Source organism: Desulfovibrio sp. X2 (assembly GCF_000422205.1).
Taxonomy (GTDB): Bacteria; Desulfobacterota; Desulfovibrionia; order Desulfovibrionales; family Desulfovibrionaceae; genus Alkalidesulfovibrio.
Genome location: NZ_ATHV01000013.1, coordinates 1 through 12,880, shown reverse-complemented (window position 1 = coordinate 12,880; position 12,880 = coordinate 1). Strand labels below are relative to the sequence as shown.

Annotated in this window: 11 protein-coding genes; 1 reads left to right on the top strand and 10 read right to left on the bottom strand. The window is 69.8% G+C overall.

Translation table 11 applies throughout. The features are described 5' to 3' along the window. Window positions 1–208: 208 nt before the first annotated feature. The 10 genes from DSX2_RS04580 to DSX2_RS04535 form a co-directional block, all read right to left on the bottom strand. Window positions 209–1,294 (bottom strand): DUF1566 domain-containing protein, encoded by a 1,086-nt coding sequence (locus DSX2_RS04580; protein ID WP_020879977.1) that lies wholly within the window; start codon window positions 1,292–1,294, stop codon window positions 209–211. Between the two features lie 63 nt (window positions 1,295–1,357). Then, on the bottom strand, window positions 1,358–3,325 hold the full coding sequence (locus DSX2_RS04575) for a methyl-accepting chemotaxis protein (protein ID WP_020879976.1): 1,968 nt from the start codon (window positions 3,323–3,325) through the stop codon (window positions 1,358–1,360). Between the two features lie 552 nt (window positions 3,326–3,877). Further along, window positions 3,878–4,981: an acyltransferase gene (locus DSX2_RS04570; RefSeq protein WP_020879975.1), complete on the bottom strand. Its 1,104-nt coding sequence runs from the start codon at window positions 4,979–4,981 to the stop codon at window positions 3,878–3,880. A gap of 13 nt (window positions 4,982–4,994) precedes the next feature. Further along, window positions 4,995–5,486: a GNAT family N-acetyltransferase gene (locus tag DSX2_RS04565; protein WP_020879974.1), complete on the bottom strand. Its 492-nt coding sequence runs from the start codon at window positions 5,484–5,486 to the stop codon at window positions 4,995–4,997. A gap of 2 nt (window positions 5,487–5,488) precedes the next feature. Beyond that, a complete protein-coding gene (locus DSX2_RS04560) occupies window positions 5,489–6,517 on the bottom strand; it encodes a hypothetical protein (protein WP_020879973.1) in 1,029 nt (342 codons plus the stop codon). Window positions 6,518–6,533: 16 nt separating this feature from the next. Next, the gene (locus DSX2_RS04555) at window positions 6,534–7,577 is read right to left on the bottom strand and encodes a hypothetical protein (RefSeq protein WP_020879972.1); all 1,044 of its coding nucleotides are present in this window, start codon (window positions 7,575–7,577) and stop codon (window positions 6,534–6,536) included. A 3-nt stretch (window positions 7,578–7,580) separates the two neighbouring features. Beyond that, window positions 7,581–8,912 (bottom strand): KamA family radical SAM protein, encoded by a 1,332-nt coding sequence (locus DSX2_RS04550; RefSeq protein ID WP_020879971.1) that lies wholly within the window; start codon window positions 8,910–8,912, stop codon window positions 7,581–7,583. A gap of 44 nt (window positions 8,913–8,956) precedes the next feature. Next, window positions 8,957–9,424 carry a DUF5818 domain-containing protein gene (locus tag DSX2_RS04545; RefSeq protein ID WP_020879970.1) on the bottom strand — a complete coding sequence of 156 codons (468 nt, stop codon included), beginning with the start codon at window positions 9,422–9,424 and terminating at the stop codon, window positions 8,957–8,959. 290 nt (window positions 9,425–9,714) lie between these two features. Continuing rightward, entirely contained in the window at window positions 9,715–11,163 is a 1,449-nt protein-coding gene (locus tag DSX2_RS04540) for a sigma-54 dependent transcriptional regulator (RefSeq protein WP_020879969.1), read from the bottom strand. Window positions 11,164–11,266: 103 nt separating this feature from the next. After that, on the bottom strand, window positions 11,267–11,803 hold the full coding sequence (locus tag DSX2_RS04535; protein WP_020879968.1) for a PH domain-containing protein: 537 nt from the start codon (window positions 11,801–11,803) through the stop codon (window positions 11,267–11,269). Window positions 11,804–11,922: 119 nt separating this feature from the next. Here DSX2_RS04535 and DSX2_RS04530 point away from each other — a divergent pair, with 119 nt between their 5' ends. Next, complete coding sequence (locus DSX2_RS04530; protein WP_020879967.1) at window positions 11,923–12,813, top strand: universal stress protein; 891 nt, start codon at window positions 11,923–11,925, stop codon at window positions 12,811–12,813. The last annotated feature ends 67 nt before the right edge of the window (window positions 12,814–12,880 follow it).

The following is a 12,880-nucleotide window of genomic DNA, read 5'->3' as shown; positions in this document are numbered from 1 at the left end:
AATGCAAACATAATTTTATAAAAAACCTCTGCCTATTTGCGTAATATGGCATATGTTGCTCACATATGCCACATCAGACATAAGAAGCCGGTGGCACGGCGTTCGGCCGGGAGATGCCTGCCTGCACGGGCCGGTCGGGCCGGTCGGGCCGGTCGGACGGAACGGGCGGAAAGGGTTGAACGGGGGCGGGATCTCCGCCGGACCGGGCTCAGGCCGGGGACGGGAGGCTGCGCACGAGCCAGACGAGGAATTCCGGCCCGGGCTTGTAGCCCACGCCCACGGCTCCCTTGTGCAGGTAGAGGCAGTAGGCCCAGTCCGGGCCGTAGTAGCTGCTCGTGGCGGACCAGTAGGCCTCGCCGGGGTGGGCGAAGGGATGGCCCCCGGGCAGGGCGGGTTCGGCGCGCGAGCAGTCCACCAGGGATTCGAGCTCCGTTATCGCGGGCAGGCGCCAGGGCAGGCCGCTCCGCTCCCGCGCCTCTGCGGCCAGGGCCAGGGCCCCTGCCCAGTCCGTGAGGCCGGGGGCGTCGCCGCTGCGCGCCTGGTCCGCCAGGCGGGCCCAGACGAGGCCGGTCAGCCTGTCCAGCACGCCCTCGCCGCCGTCTTCCGGCTCCGCGAAGCGGGGCTTTGGCCATGCCCCGCCCAGGCCCAGCCCGCCGTCCTGCCCGGCCGCGAGCGCGGTGCAGGCGATCTCGCCGCCCTTGGCGTCGTAGCAGAGCGTCTGGCCGCTTCGCGGCAGCACGGCCGAGGTCCCGGCCACGGGCCAGACCAGGCTCTCCTCCACCTTGCGGCCGTAGAAGGTGCGGCCGCCCTCCAGGTGCACGCGCCAGGCGTGCGTGGGCGCGATGGCCGCGCTGGTCGAGCTCCAGACCCAGCCCAGAAAGACGTCCCGGAAGGGGTGGCCCTTCGGCAGGGCGGGCTTGCGCGCGCCGTGGGAGACGATGCTGCGCAGCTCCACGCGGTTGGGCATGCGCCAGTCCGTGCGGCCCAAGTGGGCGTGCGCGTTCCACGCGGCCACGGAGCGCAGCCCCTCCTCCCAGGTCATGGGAAAGGAGAAGGGGTTGGCCGAGCTGGACCAGCAAAGGCCGGTCAGGCGGTCGAGGACGATGCCGTCGCCCGCGGGCTCGAAGCGCGGCTCGGGCCAGGCGAGGCCCGGGCGCAGGTCCGCGTCCTGCCAGGTTCCGCGGCAGTCGATCGCCAGGCCCTCGGGATCGTAGCAGCCGTCGAGCCCGCTCCACAGGGGGGGCAGCACGGTCGGGACGGAGAGGGGATCGGAGGGAGGGAAGGAAGAGTCCATTTCCAAGCATAGCACGGCGCGGCCCGGGCGTCACGCCCGGGCCGTCCGCGCGCGCATGTCGCACTACCGGGCCAGCATGCGGGCCATCATGTCCTTCAGCCGCTCGGCCAGCTCGGCCAGGTTGGCCACGGCCTCGCGGGACACGGCCATGCCTTCCGAGGTCTCGGAGGCGATGCGGCCCACCTGCTCCACGGCGCGGTTGATCTCCTCGCTGGCCGCGGACTGCTGCTCGGCCGCCGAGGCGATGCTCTCGGCCTGCAGGCTGTTGTTCTCCATGAGGGCCAGGATCTCCTCCTGGGCCTTGCCCGAGGAGTCGGCCAGCCCGGCGCTCTGCTCCACTGCCTGGGCCGCGCTGTTCATCTTGCGGATGTTGTCGCGCGCCGCGCCCTGGATGGAGGTGATGGAGGACTCCACCTCGCGCGTGGCCTGCATGGTCTTCTCGGCCAGCTTGCGCACCTCGTCCGCGACCACGGCGAAGCCCCGGCCCGCGTCGCCCGCGCGCGCGGCCTCGATGGCGGCGTTCAGGGCCAGCAGGTTGGTCTGGTCCGCGATGTCGTTGATCACGCCTATGATGCGGCCGATGGACTCCACCTGGGAGCCCAGCGCGTCCATGCCCTGGCGCGTCTCCTCGGTCAGGTCGCTGACCTGGCCGATGGCGGCCACGGCCTGCTTGACCATGTCCGCGCCGGTGAGCGCCTTGTCCTTGGCCCGGCGCGCCGTGTCCGAGGCGCTGCCCGCGTTCCTGGCGACCTCGGTGACCGTGGCGTTCATCTCCTCCATGGCCGTGGCGGTCTCGGCCATGCGCTCGTTCTGGGCCTCGGCCCCGCGGCTGACCTGGGAGATCATGGCCGCCAGCTGCTCGGCCGCGGCCGCCACCTGGGTGGCCACCTCGTCGGCCTCGCGCGCCGAGACCTCGAGCCGGTCGCGCGCGGCGCGGGCCGCCTCCTCCATGCGCGCGGCCTCGGCCCGCGCCTCCTCGGCGCGCTGCGCCTGCTCCAGGGCCTGGCGCTCCTTCTGCCCCACCTCGAGCAGCCTGTCCTTCAGCTGGCCCACCATGCGGCCGATGTCGTCCTTGAGGCTCGCGAACTCGGCGGCGAAGCGGCCTTCGAGCCGGGCGTCCAGGTCGCCGTCCGCGACCTTGGACGAGAAGGCCCTGAGGGCGGTGAGCGGCAGGCTCACGGAGCGCATGATCCACAGGATGGTCAGGAAGAGGACCACGCCCGCGACCACCTCGATGCCGAGCACCATGAGTTCCATCTGGCGGTTCATGCGCTCGCCCGCGGCCTGGTACTGCTCGCGCAGCCCGGTCAGCACCGGCTCGAGCTCGTCCGTGGTCGTCTTGAGGGTCTGCTCCGCCTTCTCGGCCTGGGCCTCGCTCCCGATGACCGAGGTGAAGGCCTCGTTGAACTTCGTGAGCGATCCGAGCAGGGAGGCGCGCCTGGCGTCGTCGAGCCAGGAGGCGTCGGCGATGAGCTTCTCCAGGCGCTGGCGCTCCTTGCCCATCTTGTCCAGGGCGCCCTGGTCGCGGCGCATGAGGAAGTTCTTCTCCTGGCGCCGCATCTGGAGCAGGGCGATGAGCACGTCCTTGTCCTGATTGTCCTTGAGCCCGGCCTCCAGGTTGCGCGCGGCGTAGACGAACTCGCCGCGCAGCCCTTCGAGGTCGGTGAGGCCGATGTGCAGATGGATGTCGCTCATGGCCTGGAAGTTCTTGCGGTAGGTGGCCAGCAGGCCGAGCGCCTTGTCGCAGGCCTCGGCCTGGTCCGGGTCGCGCAGGCGCAGGGTCTGCAGCGCCTCCGTCGCCTTGTCCGCGTGCGCGTACGTCTGGGCGACGTAGTCCTTCTCCTTGCGCATCAGGAAGTTCTTCTCCTGGCGCCTGGCCTGCAGGGCCGCGAGATACCCGTCCAGGGCCAGACTGCGCAGGGAGTCCACCCGGCTCGTGAGCCGGTCCCCGGCCAGCGAGGCCGCGAAGATCAGGGCGCCCGCCAGCAGGGCGACGCCCAAAAGCACGAAAAGCCTGTTCCTGACCGACATGACTTACCTCCCCCTATGCTGCGCGCACGGCGCGCATGGTCCCGTGAAGCCCGTGAAAGCGGCTGATCCCGATGATCCCGATGATCCTGATGATCCTGACGATCCTGATGATCTTGATGATCCCGATGACCACGAAGCCTGGAACGGCGAGCCCTCGCGGGCCTTCGGCCCCCGGATGCGCGGACGGACATGGGAAACGAAACGCTTGGGATGGATGGTGCGTCCCCCGGATTTCCCGGGGAGAGCGAAAGGCGGGCGGACCGAAGGCACGATGCGGATGCGCATGACCTGGAACCTCTGCGTGGGTGCTCCGGGCGGGTGCTCCTGACATCAATTCCGGCAGCGGGCGTCGGCGTCTGAGTGGACGTTCACTCAGGTGCGCGGGCGCACGCCCGGCCGGCAGATTTTCTCTAGCAAGCTGGACAGATGGAGTAAATGGGAATTTTTTCTCAAACTCCGGGTCAGTCCCCTGGGGCAGGGGGCTTCCCTCCCCTCCTGCGCCCGGAGGCCGCAGAATCACGGCACTTCAAGGCATATAGGCGGCACGGGAAACTACCCGGCAGGCGCGGCGGCGACAGCGGCCGCGGCAGGCGCCTTCCTGCCGCCGTTCCCGTCGCCCGGGCGGCCCAGGCGGCGCTGCCGCCACCTGTCCACGGGCCGGTCGAGGCAGAAGTGCAGGGCCAGGGCCGCGCCCAGGGTCAGCAGGAGCGCGGCCGCAGTGGCGGGCGGGTCCGCGAAGTGGTCGAGGAGGCTCAGGATGAGGAAGTGGACGATGTAGAAGGGGTAGGAGAGATCGCCCAGGAAGCGATCGAGGCGGCTTTGCCGGGTCAGGCGGAAGAGGCAGGGCACGGCCAGGGCCAGAAAGCCCGCGCACAGCGGCGTGCGCAGGGAGAGCGGCAGGCCGGAGAGGTAGGTCCCGCCCGCGAGCAGGAGCCAGAAGAGCGCCGGGGCCAGGGCCTGGCCGCGCGGCCGGTTGCGGCTGGCGGAATAGAGCCCGTAGGCCAGGATGCCGAGCAGGAAGAGCCAGAGCTCGGCCGGGAAGATCTTGCGCGCCAGCAGGTCGCTGCCCGGGGTGGCGTGCAGCAGGGCGAAGCGAAGCGCCAGGCTGCACGCGGCCAGGGCCGCCAGGGCGCGGGGGCTTTTGCGCACCAGGAAGGGTGCGGCGAGGTAGAAGAGCGCCTCCACGGACAGCGACCAGGCCTGGGGCAGGAGGAGATAGACGTAGGCCCCGGTGAAGCCGTCGCGGCCCGCGGTCCAGGCCAGGCGGCCGGTGTCCGGGTCCAGCCTGAAGAGGAAGAGCAGCTCGTCGCCGACCACGCCGAGGTTGTTCCAGAGGACCACCGGCCCGGCCGGTCCGTGCAGCGTCCGCGCCAGCTCGGCCCGGCCCACGAAGGGCGCGGCGTCGAACAGGACGAGCGCGGCGAAGGAGAGGAGCAGCACCGCCCAGTAGGCGGGCGCGAGGCGCAGGAAGCGGTTGGAGTAGAACAGGGAGAGCGGCGCGCCCGCGTACTTCTCGCGCAGGATGAGGGCCATGTAGAAGCCCGAGACCACGAAGAAGGCCTGCACCGCGGCCTCGCCCGTGAGCAGCGTCACGCCCGAGTAGCCCTCGTGCGAGAAGAACACGGACAGGGCGAGGAACATGCGCAGCAGGCCCACGAAACGCGCTCCCTTAGGTCTTGGACAGCTTCAGCGTGTAGATCAGCTTGTCGTCGCCGGGCTTGTAGAAGTCGCGCACCCGCGCCTCGAGGAAGAAGCCCGTGTGCTCGTAGAAGCCGCGCGCGTCCGCGTAGGGCGGCGTGGACGAGGTCTCGGCGTACATGGCGCGGCCGCCCGCGGCCAGGGCCCTGTCCCGCGCCGCGTCGAGCAGCGCCCGGGCCAGGCCCAGGCCGCGCGCTCCCGCGTGCACCGCGATCCAGTAGAGGTGGTAGGCCCCGCCGTCCGAGCAGGCGTCCGGGCCGTAGCAGATGTAGCCCTGCGTCCGCCCGTCCGCGTCGGCGAGCAGGAAGTGGTAGCCGGACTCCGTGCCCTTGGCGGCGTGCTCGAGCACGAGCTCCTTGGCCACGTCTATCTCGCCCGGTGTGAAGGCCTCGGCCGAGAGGAGGATGTCCTCCACGGCGGGCAGGTCGCCGACTCGCGCGGCGTCGCGAAGGCGAAGGCTCATGCTCATGCTCCGAAAGTTTTCCGCATGATCGCGGCCGCGACGATGCGCGCCACGGTCTGCTCGTAGGTGAGCCCCGCCTCGGCGCAGGCCGCGGCGAATCCGGCGTCCGGGGCCAGGCAGGGGTTGGCGTTGACGTCTATGACCAGGGGGCGGCCCTGTCCGTCCACGCGGAAGTCCACGCGGGCGTATCCGGCAAGGCCGAAGGCCTGCCAGCAGGCCCGGGCCGCGTTTGCGAGCTTCGCGCGCAGGTCGTTTTCTGCCGGATCGTCCGAAATCTCGAAGCTCCGCCGCGAGGCCTCGTACTCCGGGCTCTCGGGGTCCCACTTGGCCGCGTAGGTCAGGAGGGGACGCTCCCACTTTCCATGGAAGATCATCTCCGCGGGCGGCAGGACCTCGACCTCGCCGCCACCCTGCTCACCTTCCGCCTCGCCCGCTTCCGCGGCCAGCAGGGAGACGGCGAACTCGCGCCCCGCGACGTAGGCCTCGGCGAAGCAGGGACGGCCCAGCCGCTCCGAGGCCCTGCGCGCCGCGAGCGCCGCGTTCCCGGGCGTGGCCGCGAGGACCACGGAGTCCGCGTCGATGCCCTTGGAGGCATGCTCGCGGCAGGGCTTGAGGATGAACTCGCCCGGGGCGAACTCCCCGCCCGCGCTTCCGTCCGCCTCCACCCAGGCCGGTGTGGCCACGCCGCGCGCGACGAGCAGCCGCTTGCACAGGGGCTTGTCGTTGGTCAGCACCAGGGAGGGGCCGTCCGAGCCGGTGAAGGGGATGCCCAGGTGGGCCAGGAGGTCGGGCGCGAAGTGCGCCAGGCCGTCCGCCCCGCCGATGGTCTCCACCAGGTTGACCGCCACGTCCGGCCGCAGACGCGCCAGCGTCCAGGCCGCGGGGCCGAGGTCGAGGTCCACGGCCACGCTCACGGCCGAGTGGCCGAGGGAGCGCAACGCGCGGCGCACGGCCGCGGCCTGGGCCAGGGTGTCCTGGTCGTCGGCTCCGGCCGCGGGACCGACGCGGCTGTGAAGCAGGGCTACGCGCATGGGAGGCGCCCGGCGCTCAAGAGGCGGCCCGGCGCAGGGGCCGCACGGGACGCAGCGGCCTGCTCGCGCGGGCGTCGGGCAGGGCGAGGCCCGAGCGCTCGGCCGCCGAGCGGACGATGCCGCCGATGAGGTCCACGTAGGGCATGCCCGCCAGACGGCAGAGGATGGGCAGGTCGGAATAGCTCGGGTTCAGGCCGGGCAGCGGGTTCAGCTCGATGACCTGGGCCTGGCCGTGCTCGTCCAGGCGCACGTCCACGCGTCCGCCGTCGCGGCAGCCCATGGCCCGCCAGGCCATGAGCGCGACCCCGGCGGACGCGGCCGCGTCGAGATCGTCCACGAGGCGGTATTCCACCCGCTCCTCGTAGTTCCACTTGTTCTCGAGCGAATAGGAGCCGGACTCGGCGCCGTCCCGCAGCAGGACCTCCATGACGCCGAGCGAGCGGGCGTGGTCGCCCGTGCCCAGGATGCCCACGGTGAACTCGCGGCCGGGCAGGTAGCGCTCCACCAGCACGGGCTGACGGAAGGCGTCCAGGAGCTCGGCGCAGACCTCGGCCAGCTCCGCGGGCGTGCGGCACAGCGAGCGCGCCGAGACGCCCTTGCTCGTGCCCTCGGCCACGGGCTTGGCGAACAGGGGGTAGGCCAGATCCACGCGGGCCGCGTCCTCGGGCCGCTCGACGACCGCGAAGGCGGGCGTGGGCACGCGGCGGTCGCGCAGCACGTGCTTGGTCATGCCCTTGTGCAGGCACAGCGAGAGTACCAGGGGGTCGGAGAAGGTGCAGGGAATCCTGTAGGCCTCGAGCAGGGCCGGGACCTGGGACTCGCGGCCGAAGCCCGAGAGCCCCTCCGCGATGTTGAAGACCATGTCCCAGCGCTCGCCCAGCGCCAGGCGGCGCACCAGCTCCCGCACGTTGCCTACGGGGTCGGTGTCGCAGCCGAGCGCCCAGAGCGCCTCCTCGATGCCCTGGACGGTCTCCGGGCAGTCGAACTCGGCGACCTCCTCGGGGCTGTAGCCCTCCTGGAGGTAGACCTCTTTCAGGTCGTAGGTGATGCCGATCTTCATGGCTCAGGCCTCCGCCGGGAGCTGGTCGCGCATGAGCGCGGCCGTGACCGGGTCGTGGCTCGTGAAGGTGCGGCCCTCGTAGTTCACGAAGGTCAGCTCGTCGCCCGAGACGCCGGAGAGGTATTCGGGCAGCACGGGCGCCTTGCCGCCGCCGCCCGGCAGGTCCACCACCAGATGCGGCACGGCGTAGCCCGAGGTGTGGCCGCGAAGGGACTTGATGATCTCGATGCCGCGCGAGAGCGGGGCGCGGAAGTGGCCGGTGCCGGGCACCTGGTCGCACTGGTAGAGGTAGTAGGGCCGCACGCGCCGCTTCATGAGGCCGCGCATGAGCTCGCCCATGACCTCGGGAGAGTCGTTGACGCCCTCGAGCAGCACGGTCTGGCTGCCGAGCGGCAGCCCCGCGTCGGCCAGCCGCTCCAGCGCCTGGGAGGACTCGGGCGTGAACTCGCTCGGGTGCGTGCAGTGGATGCTCGCCCACAGGGGGTGGAAGCGGCGCAGCATCTTGACCAGCGAGGGGGTGATGCGCTGCGGCAGGACCATGGGCGTCTTGGTGCCCAGGCGGATGACCTCCACGTGCGGGATGGCGCGAAGCCTCGTCAGCAGGTACTCCAGGGCGCGGTCGGACAGGGTCAGCGGATCGCCGCCGGAGACGATGACGTCGCGGATCGCCGGGGTGCGGGCGATGTAGCCGAGCGCCTGCTCCCAGACGTGGGTGGCCGGGGCGCGCGAGGGCCCCTTGCCCACGCGGCGCGAGCGCGTGCAGTAGCGGCAGTAGGCCGAGCAGAAGTCCGTGGCCAGGAACAGGGCGCGGTCCGGATAGCGGTGGACCAGCCCGGGCACCGGGCTGTCGTCCTCCTCGGCCAGGGGGTCGGCGGTCTCGCAGGTGCTGAGCGAAAGCTCCGCCGTGGACGGGATCATGGTGCGGCGCAGGGGGTGCGCTGCGTCCGCCGCCGCGTTCCCGTCCGCGGCGAAATTCGGGGCGAAGAGGGAAAGATAGTAGGGCGTGACCGCAAAGGGCAGGCGCCCGCCGCGCGCGGAGAGCGCCAGGGCCTCGTCGGCGGAGAGCGGCAGGATGCGGGAGAGCGCTGCGGCCGTGGTCAGGCGGTTCTTGATCTGCCAGCGCCAGTCGCTCCACTGCTCGCGGGTGGCAAGGGGGAAGTGGGTGGCGCAAAACGCGTCGCGCGCCTCGTCCACGACGAAGGCGGGAGTCTTGCCGTGGTGCCTGGCGCCGGACAGGCCGAAGCCCCCGCGCAGGCTTTTCAGGGCGGGTACGGAAGACGACGGAGGCTCCATGACGGCGGCCGTGCTTTCGACCGCTTTCCTCGCGTGTTTCACGATTTCTCCTCGCAAGTGCCGCAGGGTCTTCCCGCGGTCTTCGGTTATTGTCCGCCCTGGGCCGGCTGGTCCTCCATGGGACCGCCCGCCGGGGGTTTCATGGCCTTGATGGATTTCACGGTGAGCACGTTCTCGCCGTGCTCGTTGACCCGGACCTCGCCTGCGGCCTCGACGTACTTGTCGAAGTACTTGGAGAAGTCCGCGCCCTTGAGCACGTAGATGTTGCCGTCGTCGGTCTCGAGGAAGATGGCGTTCTCCGCCTCGAAGACGTAGCCGCGGCAGGTCGTGGCCGCGGCCGACGTGGCGCTCATGCCCTCCACGGTCAGGACCACGGCCGAGAGCGCGGCCAGGAGCAGGGTCAGCCACGCGGCCAGCCGGACGCGTCGGCCCGTCAGGAAATAAAAGCGGCGCCGCGAAGGCGCCTGGCTGGATGCAGGAACGGAAGAGGACGCGTCACGCGCATCCGGGATCCCTCGTTTGGGCACGAAAGAAAAATGGCCGACGGTTTCCATCGCTTCGTTCCTGGTGTTGTGCGGGTGGCAGCCCCTGGCCGCACCATGCGGCCGGGAGTCAAATGAGCAACCATTATGCCATGTTACAACATGCTGTATTTACTGAATTTCTCAGAAATCGCGCACGACGCTGCCGGAAATGTGATTTCCGATCGTTTTTCAACAGGCGGAGGAAAACAGGCGGGGGAGAAGTGACGAAGACAGCAAAAGCGGGCCCGGAGAGGCCTCGCCTTTTTTCATAACATTTTAAAATAAAACGTTATTTACATAAGCCAACGGGTATCGGAAATCTAGCTTCTGCTCCTTTGGCGAGCGGAAATCTCGTTTCCGCTTTCCGGCTTGAAATCTTCCTTGTGCAGGGAGTGCTTCTGCATCAGGTTGTGCAGCTGCCGCTCCGTGACCCCTGCGGCCCGTGCAGTGCGCGATACACCTCCTTGATTTTTCTGGAGAAGTTCCGTGAGGTATGCGCGCTCGAGATTGTTCACGGCCAGCCGCCTGGCCTCGGACAGGGGCAGGCTGGTGTCCAGGGGGATGGCCGCGGCCACCTGCCCCCGCTCGAAGAGCTCGGCGGGAAAGCTCGCGGGCGTCAGGATGTGCGAGGTCTCGAGGATGAAGGCCCGCTCCACGAGGTTCTCGAGCTCGCGCACGTTGCCCGGCCAGTCGTAGCGGTTGAAGGCCTCGATGACCATGGGGTGGTAGCCCTGCACGTCCTTGAGATACGTGCGCGAGAGGCGCTCCAGGAAGTGCTCGGCCAACGGCACGATGTCTTCCTCGCGCTCCCTGAGCGGCGGGATCTCGATGGGGAAGACGTTCAGCCGGTAGTAGAGGTCCTTGCGGAACTCCCCGCCCTCGGCCAGCGCCTTGATGTCGATGTTCGTGGCCGCCACCACGCGCGCCTCGGCCTTGACCTCGGTCTCGCCGCCCAGCCGCGTGAAGGTCCGCTCCTGCAGCACCTGCAGCATCTTGATCTGCACGGCCGCCCCGATGGTCCCGATCTCGTCCAGGAAGATGGTCCCGCCCGCGGCCAGCTCGAACTTGCCCAGGCGCCTGCGCGACGCGCCCGTGAAGGCGCCCTTCTCGTGGCCGAAGAGCTCGGACTCGATGAGCGTGTCCGGGATGGCGCCGCAGTGCACGCTGATGAACGGCCCCTCGCGCCGCTCGGACAGGGAGTGGATGAGCCGCGCGATGACGCCCTTGCCCGTGCCGGTCTCGCCCATGAGCAGCACCGTGGTGCCCGTCGGGGCCACGAGCTTGACCTTCTCGTAGACCGCCTGCATCACCGGGCTTTCCATGCGGGCCACGCGGCGCGTGTCGCCGACCACGAACTGGTCGCGGAAATAGGACAGCTCGCTCTCCACCTTGCGCGAGAGCGAAAGGCTCTCGAGCACGTAGACCAGCTCGTCCTTGTTCAGCGGATAGGTCAGGTAGTTGCCCGCACCGGCCTTGACCAGGCCCACGGCCTCGCGCACCTGGTCGGTGCGCGCCAGGACGATGATCTCGGCCTGGGGGTTGCGCGTCCACAGCGTGCGCAGAAGCTCGCGGTACTCGCTGGTCAGCTTGCCCGGCACGGCGCCGAACAGGCCCAGGTCCGCCAGGATGACGTCGAAGACGCTGTGCGCGGCCTTCTCCCGCAGGGAGGGCCAGTCGTGCGCCAGGGAGAGCGAGAGCTCCCCTCCGAAGGCCTCGCGCACCGTGCGCACGGCGTCGCTCTCGGGCGTGGCCAGCAGGAAGCGTTTCATGCGCCCGCCTTTAGCACGTTCGCAAGGGAATGGGGAGTGTCCGCGAAAGCGGCCCCGGCCGTCGACCGCACGACCGACCGCACCGCCGCCCGAAGCCCTTGGATCAGGCCACGGAGAGGCCCAGGCGGCGCTCCAGCGCGGCCGCCAGGCCGGAAAGGTCGCGCGGCCCGAGCGCCACGAGCCGCTCGTCCGTGACCAGGCAGATCACGTCGCGCCGCCTGGAGACGATGACCGCCTCGCGCCCCTCGGCCTTGAAGATGCCCGCCTTGTAGCCGCCCACGGAGGTGCCCGTGTCGCGCGCAAGCCCCTGCAGATGGGACTCCTTGCGCATGTCGCAGCGGTACGCCTTGCGGATGCTGTCCGCGCTCACGCGGACCGTGCAGTAGGGCGGCACCTCGATGACCAGGCCGTCCTCGCCCACCAGGATGCGCGTGTCCGACGGCTTCATGTAGAGGATGAACCAGAGCAGGTAGAGCATGGGCACGAAGACCACAAGCATCACCGTGCCGGCCGTGTACATGCCGCCGCGGTAGAACCAGGCCGTGAGCCAGGCCGCTCCGCAGGCCAGGAGCAGCACGCCGCCTATCACGCCGAGGGTCTGAGGCACCGTGAAGACATCGGGATTGTTCTGTTCCGTCATGGGCGGGAACTATTGGCACAAGGCCCGGCAAAGTCAACCGTTGCCCGGCGCGGCCTTGAAAAATGCCCGGCGGCCTGCCATAGGGAAGATAGCGGCAGAACCTCCCACGGAGCATCCCGATGGAAAAGCACTTCCTGCTGGCCGTCTCGGGCGACCGGACCGCCTCCTACAACCTTCGCTTCATCAAGAGCTTCTTCAAGACATACGACGACATCCGCGTCACCCTGCTCTACGTGGCCCCGCGCCCCCCGACCTGGGAGCCCGCCGAGGTCGTGGCGCCCGGGCCGCAGGCCCTGGCCGAGCTCGAGGCGACCAAGAAGGCCCACGGCAACGAGGCCCTGGACAAGGCCTACGACTGGATCACCTACCACGCCCTGCCCCCGGAGCGGGTGGACAAGAAGATCGTCTACTCCACCCTCGGCACCGTGGGTGAGATCATAGCCGAGGCCCAAAAAGGCCTCTACGACGCCGTGGTCCTCGGACGGCGCGGCCTCTCCTGGTTCGAGGAGCTGATCGCGGACAGCGTGAGCCACCGCATCCTCTGGAAGGACATCGACTTCCCCATCTGGATCTGCGGCCGCCCCTCCTCCCCCACGGAGGACGACGACCTCTGCGGCGTGCTCCTGTGCGTGGACGAGTCCGCGCCCGCAAAGCGCGTGGCCGACCACGTGGGCTTCATCCTCGCGGGCCGCGCACGCCACAAGGTGACCCTGTTCCACGTCAAGCCGGACAACGTGCGCATCACCCCCAAGGTGCAGCGCATCCTGGACGACGCAGGCGCCGCCCTGCTGGACAACGGCTTCCACGAGAAGGGCATCGAGATCAAGATCGTGGAGGGCAAGGACGTGGCCCAGGCCATCGTGGACGAGGCGCACGGCCACGGATACGCGGCCGTGGCCTGCGGCCGCACCGCCAACGAGCCGAGCGCCATGGGCGCCCTGCTCCCCACCTCGGTGACCACAAAGCTCCTGCGCAAGCTGACCCACAGCGCCCTGTGGATCAGCAAGTAGGCACGGGAAATATGCATGCCTCCGGCGGGCAGGGAGGGGGCTACGCGCCCCCTCCCTGCACCCTCCC